This window comes from Arenimonas metalli CF5-1 (assembly GCF_000747155.1).
Classification (GTDB): domain Bacteria; phylum Pseudomonadota; class Gammaproteobacteria; order Xanthomonadales; family Xanthomonadaceae; genus Arenimonas; species Arenimonas metalli.
Genome location: NZ_AVCK01000019.1, coordinates 17,878 through 34,695, shown reverse-complemented (window position 1 = coordinate 34,695; position 16,818 = coordinate 17,878). Strand labels below are relative to the sequence as shown.

The 16,818-nt window shown below is 69.4% G+C and carries 16 protein-coding genes; 9 read left to right on the top strand and 7 right to left on the bottom strand.

All coding sequences use genetic code 11. From position 1 onward, the window contains the following. Positions 1-87 precede the first annotated feature (87 nt). The 8 genes from N787_RS07650 to N787_RS07615 all read left to right on the top strand — a co-directional run bounded on the left by N787_RS07650 (position 88) and on the right by N787_RS07615 (position 4,319). Positions 88-582, top strand: a complete 495-nt coding sequence (locus N787_RS07650) for a DUF7668 domain-containing protein (protein WP_211252147.1) — start codon at positions 88-90, stop codon at positions 580-582. Between the two features lie 134 nt (positions 583-716). Beyond that, positions 717-1,022 carry a putative quinol monooxygenase gene (locus N787_RS07645; RefSeq protein ID WP_034212323.1) on the top strand — a complete coding sequence of 102 codons (306 nt, stop codon included), beginning with the start codon at positions 717-719 and terminating at the stop codon, positions 1,020-1,022. Between the two features lie 30 nt (positions 1,023-1,052). After that, positions 1,053-1,448: a hypothetical protein gene (locus tag N787_RS07640; RefSeq protein WP_156968955.1), complete on the top strand. Its 396-nt coding sequence runs from the start codon at positions 1,053-1,055 to the stop codon at positions 1,446-1,448. After that, complete coding sequence (locus N787_RS07635) at positions 1,445-1,780, top strand: GRAM domain-containing protein (protein WP_034212314.1); 336 nt, start codon at positions 1,445-1,447, stop codon at positions 1,778-1,780. Before N787_RS07640 ends, N787_RS07635 begins: the two co-directional genes overlap by 4 nt. A 163-nt stretch (positions 1,781-1,943) precedes the next feature. Beyond that, the gene (locus N787_RS07630) at positions 1,944-2,195 is read left to right on the top strand and encodes a DUF6868 family protein (protein ID WP_034212313.1); all 252 of its coding nucleotides are present in this window, start codon (positions 1,944-1,946) and stop codon (positions 2,193-2,195) included. Positions 2,196-2,199: 4 nt separating this feature from the next. Beyond that, the gene (locus N787_RS07625; protein WP_156968954.1) at positions 2,200-2,574 is read left to right on the top strand and encodes a DUF6404 family protein; all 375 of its coding nucleotides are present in this window, start codon (positions 2,200-2,202) and stop codon (positions 2,572-2,574) included. Positions 2,575-2,631: 57 nt separating this feature from the next. Continuing rightward, complete coding sequence (locus N787_RS07620) at positions 2,632-2,982, top strand: hypothetical protein (RefSeq protein WP_034212309.1); 351 nt, start codon at positions 2,632-2,634, stop codon at positions 2,980-2,982. 56 nt (positions 2,983-3,038) lie between these two features. Continuing rightward, the gene (locus tag N787_RS07615) at positions 3,039-4,319 is read left to right on the top strand and encodes a Xaa-Pro dipeptidase (protein ID WP_034212307.1); all 1,281 of its coding nucleotides are present in this window, start codon (positions 3,039-3,041) and stop codon (positions 4,317-4,319) included. Between the two features lie 100 nt (positions 4,320-4,419). Here N787_RS07615 and N787_RS07610 read toward each other — a convergent pair whose 3' ends face one another. From N787_RS07610 to katG, 6 genes are all read right to left on the bottom strand, one after another. Next, complete coding sequence (locus N787_RS07610; protein ID WP_169742296.1) at positions 4,420-6,402, bottom strand: S9 family peptidase; 1,983 nt, start codon at positions 6,400-6,402, stop codon at positions 4,420-4,422. Between the two features lie 140 nt (positions 6,403-6,542). Continuing rightward, positions 6,543-8,357, bottom strand: coding sequence for a hypothetical protein (locus N787_RS07605; protein WP_034212303.1), 1,815 nt, complete (start codon positions 8,355-8,357; stop codon positions 6,543-6,545). A 13-nt stretch (positions 8,358-8,370) separates the two neighbouring features. Then, on the bottom strand, positions 8,371-9,279 hold the full coding sequence (locus N787_RS07600; RefSeq protein ID WP_034212300.1) for an ABC transporter ATP-binding protein: 909 nt from the start codon (positions 9,277-9,279) through the stop codon (positions 8,371-8,373). Between the two features lie 15 nt (positions 9,280-9,294). Beyond that, on the bottom strand, positions 9,295-9,705 hold the full coding sequence (locus tag N787_RS07595) for a GntR family transcriptional regulator (RefSeq protein WP_052575266.1): 411 nt from the start codon (positions 9,703-9,705) through the stop codon (positions 9,295-9,297). A 152-nt stretch (positions 9,706-9,857) separates the two neighbouring features. Next, positions 9,858-10,808: a class I SAM-dependent methyltransferase gene (locus N787_RS07590; RefSeq protein ID WP_156968959.1), complete on the bottom strand. Its 951-nt coding sequence runs from the start codon at positions 10,806-10,808 to the stop codon at positions 9,858-9,860. 209 nt (positions 10,809-11,017) lie between these two features. After that, a complete protein-coding gene (gene katG, locus N787_RS07585) occupies positions 11,018-13,216 on the bottom strand; it encodes a catalase/peroxidase HPI (RefSeq protein WP_034212298.1) in 2,199 nt (732 codons plus the stop codon). Positions 13,217-13,457: 241 nt separating this feature from the next. On the opposite strand from katG, the gene N787_RS07580 reads away from it, so the two are divergent. Further along, a complete protein-coding gene (locus tag N787_RS07580) occupies positions 13,458-14,348 on the top strand; it encodes an alpha/beta hydrolase (protein ID WP_052575265.1) in 891 nt (296 codons plus the stop codon). An 81-nt stretch (positions 14,349-14,429) separates the two neighbouring features. Here the strand turns inward: N787_RS07580 and N787_RS07575 are convergent, their stop codons facing one another. Next, positions 14,430-16,655, bottom strand: coding sequence for an NADP-dependent isocitrate dehydrogenase (locus tag N787_RS07575; protein WP_034212296.1), 2,226 nt, complete (start codon positions 16,653-16,655; stop codon positions 14,430-14,432). Positions 16,656-16,818: the final 163 nt, after the last annotated feature.

Sequence of the window (16,818 nt, the reverse complement as noted above, 5' to 3'; positions counted from 1 at the left end):
CCTTGCTACCCCGACACCTTCAATCAACACGTCGAACAGTGCAAGTGCATGACAAAATAACGATCGGTGGAGATAAATGAAGACGTCATGCACGGTACGCCCGCGATCGACGCTTGCCGATTCATTGGGGTCGATGCCGGGTCCGGCACGGGCTGGTTTCATCGTCAGGATCAAAATGGAGTCCAGGAAGTGACCGGTGAGTTGCGCCCAGCGCCGCCGGCCAAGGACGGAGAGTCGGAGCAGCCGATCCCCATGGTTTGGAGGCCGACGCTTGCGCGGATCGTCGAAGCCTTCGCCTCCGGTGACTTCGGATTGGACCGGGGCATCCCCGTGGTAGCGCCGGTATCGGCCGAGACTGCGTCGCAGATCCGAATGAGCATCGCCGACTACGGTGCAACGCTTGCCCCGCTGCCTGACCAGGCTTGGGATACGTCCGTCTGCATTTGGTATGGAGACCACTGGAGCCTGTTGGTCGACCTCTGGACTGAAGAGGAAGGCCGGAGCGATCTCGTCCTTGATGCCAGGGTCACCGAAGCAGGCTCCGGATACCGCACGGCGGTCCACCTGGTCTACGTTCCCTGACCAGAAGGAACCGAGTGGTCATTCCAGCCGGCGTCCTTGGTGCGCCTCGAAGCCAAGCACACCTGGATGACCGTTAAGCTTCCCGATACGCTCGGACAGGCCGGGGACACCACGCCAATCCTCTCGGAGTTTTCATGGCCAACATAACCGTACTCGTCAGCTACCGCTCGCTTCCCGACCAGATCGACCTGGCCAAGCGCGATCTCACCAGTCTCATCGCCACCGTCCAGGCCATCGAGGCGGATTGCGGCGGCATCACTTTGCTCCAGGACGCCAACGACCCGACCCGCTTCACGCTGTTCGAGAATTGGCCAAGCCAGGCGGTCTTCCTGGGTCCGCACATGCAGCAGCCGCATATCCAGGCCTTCATCCAGAAGGCCGGCGCTTTCCTGGCGGGTCCGCCGGATATTTCATTCTGGCATCCCGCCAGCCGTCCCTGAGCCTTCCGGGGCGACGACAAGGAAACCACGATGAACCCTGAGAAGAGAATGCCGATGAGCCCGCGGATCTTCGCGATCCTGGCGGCCTGTGTCCTGGGGCTGGCGCTGCTGAGGTTCGTGGAGGCGGGTTACCTGCTCAGCACGCTCCCCAGCGAGGCGGAGATGGAACAGAAGGCAGGCGCGTTCGTCGAAAAGATGCGTCCGCTCTTGCCCGAAGGCGCCCAGGCCGCGGCGGGAACCATCCATTACCTGAGCCTGGCCGGCGAGCAAAAGGTGCACAGCGAACGAAGGCAACGTATCTTCGTCAATCTGCAGTTCGGCTTCTTGGCACTCATGCTGCTGTCGCTGCTGGTGATGGAGCGGCGGGCCGGCCTGGCCGCCGCCGCCCTTGGCGCGGCTCAACCCATGCGTTGGACCCAAAGATGAAAATCGATCTCGCCCCGAACGAAAAACTGCTGCGCGAAGGCGCGGCCAACCTGCAGCGAGGACTCGAGACCGTCGGGGGCCGGCTGGTACTCACGGACTCCAGGCTGGTTTTCTCCTCGCACGCCTTCAATGTGCGGACCGGGACTACGGATATCCCCCTGTCGGCGGTGCAATCGGTCAGGCCGTGTTGGACCAGGTTCCTTGGGCTGTTCCCGCTCATGCCGAACTCCCTGGCGGTGGCCACGGAGTCCGGCGACCATCGCTTCGTGCTCTCCGGGCGCTCGGCGTGGGCCGACGCAATCGGCTCTGCCGTGTCTCGGCTGCGCGCCTGACTTTTGGCCAGCTCCGACGTCGCGGCACGGCTCCCTGGCTGGGCCGAATTCGCTCACGGCCTTCGCCTCCGGCAGGGCTGTCATGGCCACGCGTCGGCGCCTGATGGTTTGCCGCGGCCCGCTGCGCTAGGCTGCGGCGACCACTGCGCGGGAGCCTCATGCCATGTCCCCCGAATCGCTCATCACCTTCCTGCTTTGGTGCCTGGCAGCCAACTACCTGGTCCTGATGCTGTGGTTTGGCGCCTGGGTATTCGCCAAACCCTGGCTGCGCCGCCTGCACGGCCGCTGGTTCCGGCTTTCCGACGACAGTTTCGACGCCATCCACTACGGCGGCATGGCGATCTACAAGATCGGCATCTTCCTGTTCAACCTTGCGCCGCTGTTCGCGCTGTGGATGATGGGCCGCACGCCTTAGCCCCGTGAGCAATGAACCCATGACCCACCAGGAAAAAATCGAGCGGATGTACCGCCACACCGACGCCCTCGGCATCAGCCGCGGCACCGTCGCGCCGCCGGCCTGGCGGCTGATGTGGAAGCTGGGGCTGGAGGTACCGCCGCCGCTGTTCGCGCCCTTCCTGCCGATGGCGCTGGCGATGGGTGGTTTCTTTGCCGTGGGCTGGGGACTGCTGATGTGGCTGGGGTTCTGGGCGCGCCAGGGCATGCCCCTGGCGGGCATGTTCGTTTCGGCGCTGGCGGCCGGCGTGTTGTTCGGCCTGATCATGGCGGGCATCTACCGCCACCTGGCCCGCAAGCACGGGCTGCCTGCCTGGGCCGAGTACCGTGGCACTCCCTGAACCGTCGCGGCGGGGTCGTCCCGCATCGATGGAAGCCCACCTGCAAGGAGACGCGCCATGCCCTACAGCCCCAGGATCTTCGCCTTGGTCATGGCCTCGTTCATAAGCATCGCGGCGATCAAGCTCGTCTTCGGTGGATACCTGCTCGCCACGATGGATACCGAGGAGCAGCTTGAGCAACAGGCGCGCAAGTTCGCCGCGTCGATGCTCCCGCGCGAACGGCCCGAGGTGCAGGAGGCCGCGGGCTATCTGGCTACCCTCGGTCAGCTCCGGGCGCACAACGAGCGCTTCAATCGTGGGCTGGATAGCCTCACGACCGGTGGCTTCCTCGTCGTGCTGGTGATGATTGTGCTCGGCGAGCGGCGCGCCAGGCTCGGGCGCACCGCGCCTTCGGGGGTTACTCGCTAGCCGGCCGGCCACGCGGGGATTGGCTACACTCGGCGCATCCCGTCCGAGGCCCCGCCATGACCCTGCGTCCCTTCACGAAAACCCTGCTCGCCGCCGCGCTGGCCCTGGCCGCGCTGCCGGCCACCGCCGACACCGTGCTGATCTCCGCCGAGCGCCTGCTCGACGTGCGCACCGGCAAGTGGATCGAAAACCCCGAGATCCTGGTGCGCGACGGCAAGATCGCCCGCATCACCCGCGGCCCGGGCGAACCCGTCGCCGATGCGCGCCGCATCGAGCTCGATGGCCTGAGCCTGCTGCCGGGCCTGATCGACATGCACGTGCACCTCGACTCCGACCCCAGCTACGGCGGCTACACCGGCCTGCAGTTCACCGACCGCTTCTGGTCGATGCTGACGGTGAAGCACGCGGGCGAGACGCTGGACGCCGGCTTCACCACCGTGCGCAACGTCGGCTCGGATGCCTGGAACGACGTCGGCCTGCGCCAGGCCGTGGACGAAGGCAAGGTGCGCGGCCCGCGCGTGGTCAGCGGCGGCTACAGCTTCGGCGCCACCGGCGGCCACTGCGACAGCACCTATTTCCCGCCCTCGTTCGAATCGAAGAATCCGTACAACGCCGACAGCCCGGAAGAGGCGCGCAAGCGCGTGCGCGAGATCCGCAAGTACGGCGCGCAGGTGATCAAGGTCTGCGCCACCGGCGGCGTGTTCTCGCGCAACACCGAGCCGGGCCAGCAGCAGCTGAGCGAGGCCGAGATGCGCGCCGTGGTCGAGGAAGCGCACCAGTGGGACCTGAAGGTGGCCGCGCACGCGCACGGCAGCAGCGGCATCAAGGCCGCCATCCGCGCCGGCGTGGACACCATCGAGCATGCCAGCCTGATCGACGACGAGGGCATCGCGCTCGCCATCAAGCATGGCGCCTGGCTGTCCATGGACATCTACAACACCGACTACACCCAGGCCGAGGGCAAGAAGAACGGCGTGCTCGAAGACAACCTGCGCAAGGACCGCGAGATCGCCGAGGTGCAGCGCGAAGGCTTCCGCCGCGCCCACGCCGCCGGCGCGAAGATGATCTACGGCACCGACGCCGGCGTGCATCGCCATGGCGACAACGGCAAGCAGTTCGCGGTGATGGTGCGTTACGGCATGACGCCGCTGGAGGCGATCCGCTCGGCTACCCTCAACTCGGCCGAGGCGCTGGGCCGCAACGACGTCGGCGTGGCGGAAGTCGGCCGCTGGGCCGACCTGGTCGCCGTGCCGGGCGATCCGACCCAGGACGTGACCCTGCTCGAAGCCATCCCCGTCGTCATCCAGGGCGGCGTGCTCGTCAAAGACGCCCGCTAGGGCAAAAGCGGTACCGGGTTCATTTTCTTTCTCGCTGAGACTGCCGCCGCCCAAGCGGCTGCAGTCTCAGCGAGAAAGAAAATGAACCCGGTACCGCTTTTCAGCGGAGGTGGCGGGTGAGGTGGGCTTGCAGCGCTGCGCTGGCGGGCTCGGGTTCGGGGCCGTCGATCGTTTCGTGCAGCAGGCGTTCCATCAGGAAGTAGTAGGCCTCGCGGGTCTTCTCGTCGGCGATGGCGTGGCCGGCGTCGGCGTCCATGAAGAAGGTGGCGTCCTTGCCCAGCGTGCGCAGGCGGGCGACGTAGTGGGTGACGCCGCGGATCGGCACGCGCTCGTCCTCGCCGCCGGCCAGCACCAGCACCGGGCGGGTCAGCGCGGCGGCGTTCGCGGTCGGGGACTGTGCGGCCAGCCGCTGCATCTGCGCCGCGTCCCCGGGGTCCACGCCCAGCGCGCGCATCGACACCGCCATCGGGATGCCGGGGTGCATCTCCTGCCCTGCGCCCTGGTACTCGCGCAACACGCGGCCGAAATCCGCCGGCGGTACGCCCGCCACCGCGGACTTGAATAAACCGGGTTCAAAGGTCACGCCCAGCAGCGCCGAGTAGCCGCCGAACGAGGCGCCGACGATGGCCACGCGATCCGCATCACCGACGCCATTGGCCAGCAGCCAGCGCGTGCCCTCGACGATGTCCTGCTGCACGCGCCCGTTGCCGAAATCCCCGCGCGAGGCCAGCACATAGTCCAGCCCCAGCCCGGTCGATCCCCGGAAATTCGGCTGGAACACCACGTAGCCGCGGTTGGCCAGCAGCTGCGCATCGTTGCTGAAGTCGGGCCGCACCAGGCTGAAGGGCCCGCCGTGCACGCTCACCACCAGCGGCGCGTGCGCCACGTCCACGCCCGACGGCAACGTCACGAACCCGTGCAGCCGTCGGCCGTCGGAGGCCGTCCACTGCATCGGCCATTTGCGCGCTATCGCGGCTTCGTCGGGCCGTGCCTGTGGATGCCCGCCGAACACGAATTCCGCTTCAGGTCGCAGCGGCGTCAGCGCACCGTCGGCCGCCGCCAGCCAGGCGCGCTCGCCGCGCAGGCGGTCGCCGCGCTCGATCACCAGCCAGCGCTCGCCGCCGACTTCAACGCGCAATGACGCCCCTGGCAGCACGCTTCGAATCGCCACTAGTCGGGATTCATCGTCCGAAGAACGCGCCACCAGCTGCGGCACCGTGCTGTCGTAGCCAAGGAAACGCGGCTGCCCGTCCACGGGATCCAGCGCCACGTGGTTGAGGTCGGCTTCGCCGCGCGGATCCTGGTCCATGCGGCGCACCGCGCCGTCGGCGGCCACGTGCAGGAGGCCGGACAGGTCGGCGTCCGGATTGCCCTGCATCCACACGCCGCCTTCCGGCGACGTGCCCAGCAGCCGGCAGCGACGCGGCACCACGCAGGCCAGCACGGCGTGCCCAAGCCCGCGCGAGGGCAGGCGGTACAGCACGTGCGCGTCGCCTTCGGCGCGCATCAGCCAGGCCAGCTCGCCCTCGCCGTCGATCGCCGCATCCACGATGGGCAGCGCGTCCTCGTGCAGCAGGGTTTCGCGGCCACCGGGCTGCACGCGCAGCAGGCGCCAGCGCGGGGTCTCGGCGGCATTGCGTGCGGGTTGCTCCACCAACAAAGCCGCATCGCCGATCGCGGGATCGGCGCCCACGAACACGCGGCGCCCCAGCCCGCCCAGCGTCGAGAGCTCGCCATCGCCACCCTGGCCATCCGCCGCAAGCACCACCAGCTGGCGCGACCCCGGCAGCAACAGCCAGCGGCCATCGCGCGACCACACCAGCTCGCTGGCGTCCGTGCGCGCCAGCCGCAGCCGCGGCTCGCCGTCCGGCAGCGCCTGCAGCCACACGCCGCGCCGCCCGCCGTGTTCGCCGAACCAAGCGACCTTTCGCCCATCGGGCGCCAGCGTGAACCCGTGTTCGCGCGGCTGCGAAAGAAACGCCGCCCGCGGCAGCCGCGGCGGAACCGGCCGTGCGCGGGCTGCGGCGATGGCTTGTTGCAGCACCGCGGCGTCGGCCCGTGCCGATGCGGTTGCGGCAGGCACGCCGCGCCCGGGCGCTTCGTCCTGAGACGCCGACATCGGCCTGGGGCCGTTGCTCGCGTTCGTAGTCGGCGCGCCCATCGCGGTCGCCGCGGAGATCACCCCGCACGCCGCAATTAGCGTGGCGAGGCGCAGTGCTGGGCTCACGACACCTGCCCCGCCACGCCCCGCACCGGCAACGCGAGGTCCTCGCGCGCCGGTGCCAGCCGCCACAGCGCCATCAGCGCCGGCAGGCCCACGACCGCGCAGGCCACGCACCACGCCAGCCTGGCGCGCGGCGACAGCGCCGTGCGCCGCACCCGCCACGCACCCAGCGCCAGCGAAAGCAGCAGCAAGCCCAGCGCCAGCCCAATCACCAGCGCCGGCCGCGGCGGCGGCGCCACCAGCGCTTCCGCCTGCGGCGCCGCCAGCATCGGCCGCAGCCCCTGCAGCGTGCTGCTGATCGCCGGCGACAGCCACCACGTCTGCCAGGTGAACAGCGGTCCGTAGCCCGTGGCCAGCTCGCGCCGCGCCACGTCCGTGACCGCGCCGGCTTCATCCACCTTGATCAGCTGCTGGAAGGAATCGCCGCGCCCGTTGTGCCGCAGCCGCGTCAGGGTGAACGACACCAGGTAGCCGTCCAGCAGCTCCATCACGTCCACGCGCTGCAGGTTGCCGGTGGGGCCGGGCAGCGGCATCCGCAGGCCATCGGTGAGCAGGCCGGCGCGCTGCTGCATCGGGCGCGCATCGTGGAAGTAGAGCGCGCGCTGGCTCATCACCACCAACCGCTCGCCGTCATGGCGCACCGCCGTGAGGAACTCGCCCGCCGGCAGCTGCACGCGCGGCAGCACGCGCTGCGTTTCCGCGTCGAACTGGTGCAGCGTGTCGCGGCCCGCCAGCAGCCCGCCGTCCACCGGCAGCGGCGGCGACGGGAAGCGCGCGTCACCGTCCACGCCCAGTTCGCCCACGCGCTGCCGATCCGCCAGGCCATAGCCCACGAACTTGCCGAGGTCGTGGCTGAACACCCAGCGGATGCGACGCGCCTCGTCGTCGAACTCCATCGGCGCGCGGTTGCTGAGTTCATGCCAGGCTGGCGACTTCGGGATGCTGACGCCGAAGGTGGCGATGTCGGAGATCGCGGCCTGCTCGCGCCACAGCGGTGCATCGGGATGCACGCTGTTGGCCAGGCCGGCGAAGATCAGGTCGGCGCCTTCGGCATTGTCGGCCTGCTTGGCGCTGCCGGCCGGCGCGCTGGCCAGGTTGTTCGGGTGCGTGCCCTGCGCGATCCACAGCAGTTCGGCGCCGAAGCCGGCCAGCACCAGCAGCAGCCACATCATCACCTGCATCGGCACGGCCAGCAGCCAGGCGCCGGCTCCGCCGGGCAGGCGCTCGACGTCGGGCTTGAACGCCGCCAGCACCAGCGCCACCAGCCAGGCCAGCACCAGCGCCTGCAGCCCCAGCGCGCCCGCGCCGGTGGCGTAGGCCGCGGGCAAGAGCAGCAGGAAGGCCAGCGGCGCCAGCGCCGCGCGCCGCGGCAGCAGGATCGCGGCCGAGCCGGTGGCGTAGCCCGCCAGCGCGAGCATCAGCGCCGCGACGCACAGCAGCCAGTGGCGCAGGTCGAGCACGCGCGGCGTCATGCTTTCCTGCCAGGCGGCGGTGGCCAGCAGCGGCAGCCACACCGCCAGCGCCAGCAGCGCCGCGCCCGCGCCCAGCAGCGCCAGCGCGATCCGCCACGGCGGCAGCGGGCGATGCAGCAGGTTCAGCCACGCATTCGGGCGACGGTAGCCGCCCATCTGGTACAGCCCGAGCAGCAGGCCGCTGAGCGCGTAAACGGCCGCGAACGCGAGGTAGACCTCGTCGGGCTGTTGGGCCAGGTCGGCCACGCGGGTCAGGAACATCAGCACGGCCTGGTGCACGGCCGCATACAGCCCCGCCCAAGGCAGGAAGCGGCGCAGCTCGGCTTTGAAGAGATCGTTCATCGTGGGGATCCGGTCAGGCGGCGGCAGGCGCGGCGTGGTTCTTGGCCAGGAATCCGTTGACCGCGCGGTCGAGGCCCACGGGCATGGCGTTGATCGAGCGGGCGCCGTGCGCGCGCAGGAAATCGGCGAAGCCTTCGCCCTGGTCGAGTACCAGGTAGTGGTGCAGGCCGTCGATGCGCTGCACCTGCAGCAGGCCCGGCACGTTGCGCGGGTCCGGGCCCTTGAACGGGATGTCGGCGACCCAGTAGGTGACGCGCGCCACGAACTCATCGGGCGCCGACGTCGTGCGCAGCTCGCCCTGCTCGAGGATGATCAGGTTGTCGGCGACGCGCTCGATCTCGTCCATCTGGTGCGAGCAGTAGATGACGGTGCAGTCGTCGCCGGTATTGCTATACATCAGCGCCTCGAGGAAGGCGCGCTTGGCGACCACGTCCAGGCCCAGCGTGGGCTCGTCGAGCACGAGCAGCTCGGGGCCCTGGGCCAGCGCCAGCGCCAGGTTCAGGCCGGCGCGTTCGCCGCGCGAGAGTTCGCTGATCTTCTGCGTGGGCAGCACGTGGTAGTGGCCCAGCACTTCCTCGAACAGCGGCTGTTTCCAGCGCGGGTAGAGGCGGCGCTGCGCGGCGGTCACTTCGTGCACGCGCATCCAGGCCGGCAGGGTGTGTTCTTCGTTGACGAATCCGATGCGGCCGCGGTCGTCGGGCGTGAGGCGCTGGCTGTCGCGGCCGAGGATGCGCGCCTCGCCGGCGCTGGGCGCGAGGAAGCCGAGCAGGATGCGGAACAGGGTGGACTTGCCGGCGCCGTTGGCGCCGACGATGGCGTGGATGTGGCCGCGCGGCACCTGCAGGTCCAGGCTGCGCAGCGCGAACTTGCCGCCGTAGCGCTTGCTGAGCGCGCGCGTTTCGATCACGAAGTCGGTGGTCATGGTGGACTCCGTGGCTCAGGCGCTCTTGCGCGGGGCGCAGGCCCGGAGCTCGGCGCCGAGGCGTTCGAGCACTTCATCGGCCGGCAGGTCCAGGGCCACCACGTCGTGGACGAAACGGGTCACGGCGTCGTCGAAGCGCTTGTCGCGCTCGGCCTGGCTGAGCCGCTGGCGCGGCGCCGCCACGAACAGGCCCAGGCCCTGGCGCGACTCCAGCCAGCCTTCGGCGGTGAGTTCGGCGTAGGCCTTGGCGACCGTGTTGGGGTTGATGCCCAGCTGCTGGGCCAGGCCGCGCACGCTGGGCAGCTGCACGCCGCGCGCCAGGTCGCCGGTGGCCACCTTCATGCGCACGCCGTCCACGATCTGCTTGCTGATCGGGCGGGCGTCGCCGGTGGCGATCTCGATCATCAGGGCCTGGGTCCGGGCCATGGGTGTCCTAGCTGTACTGTGTGTGCTAGTACAGTGAAGACAGCAGCCCCGCCCTGTCAAGCCCCCCGAAAGTCAGGGCCCAAAAAAAGGGGTCAGAGTGAATATCTGTTTCAAACAGATATTCACTCTGACCCCTTTTTTGGTGTGGCGGGTTACTCGGCGGCGGCCTCGGCCTGCGGCTTCACGAAGCGCAGGGTCATGCGGTCGCTTTCGCCGATGGCGGCGTACTTGGCCTTATCGGCCTCGTCGTGGCGGTTGCCCGGGGGCAGGGTCCAGACGCCGTTCGGGTGGTCCTTGGTGTCGGCGGGGTTGGCGTTGATCTCGCTCTTCTCGTCGAGCACGAAGCCCGCGGCGGTGGCGAGGCCGATCACGTAGTCCTCGGGCAGGTAGCCGGACTCAACCACTTCTTCCAGCGTCTTGCCCGCGGCGGCGCGATGCTCGACCACGCCCAGCACGCCGCCCGGGGCCAGCACGTCGAAGAAGCCCTTGAACATCGCGGCCTCGCTGCCGGCGCCGACCCAGTTGTGCACGTTGCGGAAGGTCAGCACCACGTCGGCCGAGCCCGGCTCGCCGAACACCGGCGCCTTCGGGTCGACCTCGACCACGCTGGCGTTGGCGTAGACGTCGGCGCGCGCGGCCAGCTTCTCGCGGAACTTGGTGTTGGCGTTGGCGTAATACTCGGTGGCGCGCTCGCTGCCGGCCTTGGCCGGGTCGTTGAGCACGCCGATGTAGCGGCCCTTGCCCTGGGCCAGCGGGGCCAGGATCTCGGTGTACCAGCCGGCGCCCGGGCTGATCTCGATCACGGTCTGGCTGGGGCCGACGCCGAAGAACTCGAGGGTTTCGCGCGGGTGGCGGTACGGGTCGCGGGCCACGTTGGCCGGGTCGCGCCAGTCGCCGGCGAGGATGGCGGCCATCGGGTCGGCTTCGCGGTCGCGGGCGTCGGCGTCTTCGACGGCGGGCGCGGCGTCGGCGGCCGTCGCATCGGTGGCGGCGGCGGTGTCGCTGGTGGCGGCGTCGGCGGCCGGCGCGGCTTCGTCGGAAGTCTGGCTGCAGGCGCCGAGCAGCAGCGCGGACAGGGCGAGGGCGAGCGGGGCGAACTTCATGCGCATGCGGTGGCTCCGGGGGTGTGTGGAAACAGCCGCCGACACTAGCACGCCCCCTTGTTAAGGCCGGAACAAAAAAGGGGTCAGAGTAAATATTTGCTTGAAGCAAATATTTACTCTGACCCCTTTTTTGGAATGGAAAGAAAGCGCCCCGCGGCGGCCCGGGGCCGAACGCGGGGCGCAGGTCCGGAGGAGCGGACCGGACGGGCTTACTGCAGGTCGAAGCGGTCCAGGTTCATCACCTTGGTCCAGGCGGCGACGAAGTCGTTCACGAACTTCTTCTCCGCGTCGCCCGCGGCGTACACCTCGCACAGCGAGCGCAGCTGCGAGTTCGAGCCGAACACCAGGTCGACCACGGTGCCGGTCCACTTCACCTGGCCGGACTTGCGGTCGCGGCCCTCGAGCACGTTCTTGTCGCCGGCCGAACGGGCCCACTTGGTGGACATGTCGAGCAGGTTGACGAAGAAATCGTTGCTCAGGGTGCCCGGGCGCGCGGTGAACACGCCGTGCTTGGCGCCGCCGTAATTGGCGTCGAGCGCACGCAGGCCGCCGACCAGCACGGTCATCTCGGGCGCGGTGAGCGTCAGCAGGTTGGCCTTGTCGAGCAGCCACTCGGCACCATCGGCCGCGGCTTCCTTCGAGGCGTAGTTGCGGAAGCCATCGGCCTTCGGCTCGAGCCAGGCGAAGGAATCGACCTCGGTCTGCTCCTGCGAGGCATCGGTGCGGCCCGGCGCGAACGGCACCGAGACGTCGTGGCCGCCCTTCTTCGCCGCCGCCTCGACCGCCGCGTTGCCGGCGATCACGATCAGGTCGGCCAGCGACACCTTCTTGCCGCCCGAAGCGGACGCATCGAAGTCCTTCTTGATGCCTTCCAGCACGCCCAGCACCTTCGACAGCTCGGCCGGGTTGTTGGCTTCCCAGCTGCGCTGCGGCTCGAGGCGGATGCGCGCGCCGTTGACGCCGCCGCGGAAGTCGGAGCCGCGGAAGCTCGACGCCGCGGCCCAGGCCACGCGCACCAGCTCGGCGTTCGACAGGCCCGAGGCCAGCACCTTGGCCTTGAGCGCGGCGACGTCCTTGTCGTCGACCAGCGGGTGGTCGACGGCCGGCACCGGGTCCTGCCAGATCAGGTCTTCCTTCGGCACCAGCTTGCCGAGGTAGCGCGCCTTCGGGCCCATGTCGCGGTGGGTCAGCTTGAACCAGGCGCGGGCGTAGGCGTCGTGGAATTCCTGCGGGTTGGCCAGGAAGTGGCGCGAGATCTTCTCGTAGGCCGGGTCGAAGCGCAGCGCCAGGTCGGCGGTGGTCATCATGATGGTGACCTTCTTCGACGGGTCGTGCGCCGCGGGGGCCACGTTCTTGTCGTTCTGCACCTTCGGGTGCCACTGGTAGGCACCAGCCGGGCTCTTGGTGAGCTCCCACTCGTTGCCGAACAGGTTCTCGAAGTAGGTCATGTCCCACTTCGTCGGGGTCGGGGTCCAGGAACCTTCGATGCCGCTGGTGATGGTGTCGTCGCCCTTGCCGCTGCCGTGCGTGCTGATCCAGCCGAAGCCCTGCTCGGCGATGTCGGCGCCCTCGGGCTCGACGCCGACGTTGGCGGCGTCACCGGCGCCGTGCGCCTTGCCGAAGGTGTGGCCGCCGGCGACCAGCGCGACGGTCTCGTAGTCGTTCATCGCCATGCGCGCGAAGGTGTCGCGGATGTCGCGGGCCGAGGCCAGCGGATCCGGCTTGCCGTTCGGGCCCTGCGGGTTCACGTAGATCAGGCCCATCTGCACCGCGGCGAGCGGGTTGGCGAGCTCACGGTCGCCGCTGTAGCGGTTGTCGCCCAGCCAGTCGGTCTCGGTGCCCCAGTTGATGTCGCCTTCCGGCTCCCAGATGTCGGCGCGGCCGCCGCCGAAGCCGAAGGTCTTGAAGCCCATCGAGTCCATGGCGACGTTGCCGGCCAGGATCAGCAGGTCGGCCCAGCTGAGCTTGTTGCCGTACTTCTGCTTGATCGGCCACAGCAGGCGGCGGGCCTTGTCGAGGTTGCCGTTGTCGGGCCAGGAGTTGAGCGGGGCGAAGCGCTGGGCGCCGGTGCCGCCGCCGCCGCGGCCGTCCTGCACGCGGTAGGTGCCGGCGGCGTGCCAGGTCATGCGCACGAAGAACGGGCCATAGTGGCCGTAGTCGGCCGGCCACCACTCCTGCGAGTCGGTCATCAGCGCGGTGAGGTCACGCACCACGGCATCGAGGTCGAGGGTCTTGAAGGCCTCGGCGTAGTTGAACGCCTCGCCCATCGGGTTCGACTTCTTGTCGTGCTGGTGCAGGATCTTGAGGTTGAGCGCGTTCGGCCACCAATCGCCGTTGGACGGGCCACCGGCCTGGGTGTGGATGGGCGCGCTGCCGGAAGAGAACGGGCACTTGAGTTCGGTAGTCATGGTGGGCTCCTTGGGTCTTGCAGCGAACGAACAGAGGGGTCGGGGTCGGGGCGCCCGCGGGGCGCCGGACGGGTCCGGGCTTCACACCGTACGCCCGCATCGTCCCGCGTGAAAATGAATGTTTCGGATGCCTGCGATAGGTGTTGGCTATCGAAACCGGGCCAGACTGCCCATGTCGACGTGACCGTGGCGTGCGGGGACTGGCGTTCTATCCGGGAACCCTCCCGAGCCGGTCCCGCCCATGGCCCTTCGCCTGCCGCTGCTTGTCCTTGCCTTCGCCGCCGTGGCTTCGCCCGGACCCACCGCCGCCCAGGGCATCTCGCCCGAAGACGTGGACCGCCTGCCCACGCGGGTGCCGCACGCGGTGCATCGCTACGGTCCGGCGCCGCAGCAGTACGGCCAGCTGCGGTTGCCCGAGGGCGCGGGTCCGTTCCCGGTGGCGGTGGTGGTGCACGGCGGGTGCTGGACGAAGGGCTTCGCGACGCTGGCGAACACTGCGCCGCTGGCCAGCGCACTGGCCGAACGCGGCATCGCCACCTGGAACATCGAATACCGCCAGCTGGGCGAACCAGGCGCGGGCTGGCCTGGCACGTTCCAGGACTGGGGCGTGGCCACCGACGCGCTACGCGACCTGGCGAAGAAACATCCGATCGATCTTTCGCGCGTGGTGACCGTCGGCCACAGCGCCGGCGCGCATGCAGCGCTGTGGCTCGCGACCCGCCCGGGGCAGCCCGACGGCACGCCGCTGGGCGCGGCCGATCCGCTGCGCGTGCAGGGCGCCGTCGCCGTCGATGGCCCCGGTGACCTGGCCGCGTTCGTGGGCCGGGATGCGATGGTCTGCGGCCAGCCGCCCGTGATCCCGAACCTGTTCGGCGGCACGCCGGCCGAGGTGCCGGACCGCTACGCGGCGGGATCGCCGGGCCAGCGCCTGCCGATCGGCGTGCCCCAGGTGCTGGTGGCGTCGGTGGTGCTGTTGCCCGAGGACGCCAGGGCCTACGCGGCGAAGGCCGCCGGCGATGACGTGACCGTGGTGGTGCTGCAGGACGTCGGGCACTTCGACATGATCGCGCCGGGGCAGCCGTCGGCGGAGAAGGTGATCGAGGCCGTGCAGTCCCTGCTCGCCCCGCGCTGAAAACGTAGGAGGGCCTTCAGTCCCGAAGCTCTTCGCCGAAAAGCTTCGGGACTGAAGTCCCTCCTACAAGGATGTTGCCGGTTACAGGGTCGAGAGGGCGATGTTGAAGGTGTTGCTGGGGCGCATCGCCGCCGTCGTCTTCGCCATGTCCGGGCGGTAGTAGCCGCCGATGTCGACCGGCTGGCCCTGCACCGCCAGCAGTTCGTCGACGATGGTCGACTCCTGCTCTGACAGCAGCTTGGCCAGCGGCGCGAACTTCGCCTTCAGCGCCTTGTCCTCGTCCTGCGCGGCCAGGGCCTGGGCCCAGTACAGCGCGAGGTAGAAGTGGCTGCCGCGGTTGTCGAGGCCGCCGACCTTGCGCGACGGGCCGCGGTCCTCGTCGAGGATGCGGCCGTTGGCCAGGTCCAGCGTCTTGGCCAGCACCGGCGCCGAGGAGTTCAGCCAGCGCTCGCTGATGTGCTCGAGCGAAGCGGCCAGCGCCAGGAATTCACCCAGCGAATCCCAGCGCAGGTAGTTCTCCTGCACGAACTGCTGCACGTGCTTGGGCGCCGAGCCGCCGGCGCCGGTCTCGAACAGGCCGCCGCCGGCCATCAGCGGCACGATCGACAGCATCTTGGCGCTGGTGCCCAGCTCCATGATCGGGAACAGGTCGGTGAGGTAGTCGCGCAGCACGTTGCCGGTGACCGAGATGGTGTCCTGGCCGGCGCGGATGCGCTGCAGCGAGACCTTCATCGCCTCGACCGGCGGCAGGATGCGGATGTCCAGGCCCTGGGTGTCGAAGTCCTTGAGGTAACGCTCGACCTTGGCGATCAGCTGGGCGTCGTGCGCGCGCGCGGCGTCGAGCCAGAAGATGGCCGGCGTGCTGCTCAGGCGGGAACGGTCCACGGCCAGCTTCACCCAGTCCTGGATCGGCGCGTCCTTGGTCTGGCACATGCGCCAGATGTCGCCGGCCTGCACTGCGTGCTCGAACACCACCGCGCCGCTGGCGTCGGTGACGCGCACGGTGCCGGCGGCGTCGAGCTGGAAGGTCTTGTCGTGCGAGCCGTATTCCTCGGCCTTCTGCGCCATCAGGCCGACGTTGGGCACGCTGCCCATCGTGGCCGGGTCAAAGGCGCCGTTCGCCTTGCAGTCGTCGATCACGGCCTGGTAGATGCCGGCGTAGCAGCGGTCGGGGATCACGGCCTTGGTGTCCTGCAGCTCGCCCTTGGCGTTCCACATGCGGCCCGAGTCGCGGATCATCGCCGGCATCGAGGCGTCCACGATCACGTCGCTGGGCACGTGCAGGTTGGTGATGCCCTTGTCGGAGTTCACCATCGCCAGGCCGGGCGCGCTGGCGTACACGGCGTCGATGTCGGCCTTAATGGCGGCCTGCGTGGCCTCGGGCAGCTGGCCCAGGCGCGCGTACAGGTCGCCGATGCCGTTGTTCGGGTCAAAGCCGACCTCGTCGAGCACCTTGGCGTGCCTGGCCAGCGCGTCCTTGTAGAACTCGGTGACGAAGACGCCGAACATGATCGGGTCCGAGACCTTCATCATCGTGGCCTTGAGGTGCAGCGAGAACAGCACGCCGGTGGCCTTGGCGTCGGCGATCTGCTCGGCGGCGAAGCGGGCCAGCGAGGCGCGGCGCATCACCGAGGCGTCGACGATCTCGCCCTCCTTCACCTTCACGCTTTCCTTGAGCACGCGCTCGGCGCCGTCGGCACCCACGAAGGCGATCTTCAGGCTGCCGGCCGCGGCCATCGTGGCCGACTTCTCGCTGCCGAAGAAATCATCGCCGGCCATGTGCGCCACGTGCGACTTGGAATCAGACGCCCACTTGCCCATGCGGTGCGGGTGCTTGCGCACGTTTTCCTTCACGGCCTTGGGCGCGCGGCGGTCGGAATTGCCCTCGCGCAGCACCGGGTTCACGGCGCTGCCCATGGCCTTGCCGTAGCGCGCCTTGACGTCCTTCTCGGCGTCGTCGCGCGGCTCTTCCGGGTAGTCGGGCAGGTCGTAACCCTGGGCCTGCAGTTCCTTGATGGCGGCCTTGAGCTGCGGCAGCGAGGCGCTGATGTTGGGCAGCTTGATGATGTTGGCTTCCGGCGTGGTGGCCAGCTGGCCGAGCTCGGCGAGGTGGTCGCCGATGCGCTGGTCCTCGCGCAGGCGCTCCGGGAACTGCGCCAGGATGCGGCCCGAGAGCGAGATGTCGCGCGTTTCGACCGCGATGCCGGCGGCGCCCGCGAAGGCCTGCACGATCGGCAGCAGCGACTGCGTGGCCAGGAACGGGGCTTCGTCGGTGAGCGTGTAGAGGATCTTGGGCGTGTCGGCCATGGTCGCGCGGTCTCGTATTCGGGCTAGCCGGCGATTGTCGCCGCTCCGCCCCGGCGGCGAAAGTCGCGGCAGCCGACGCTCCGTCGCACATACGTGCCGGTACGGGAGCCGCAGCGGCCATCGGCCGGGCCGATGCCGTGGCGGATCGGGCCAGGGGCGCGAC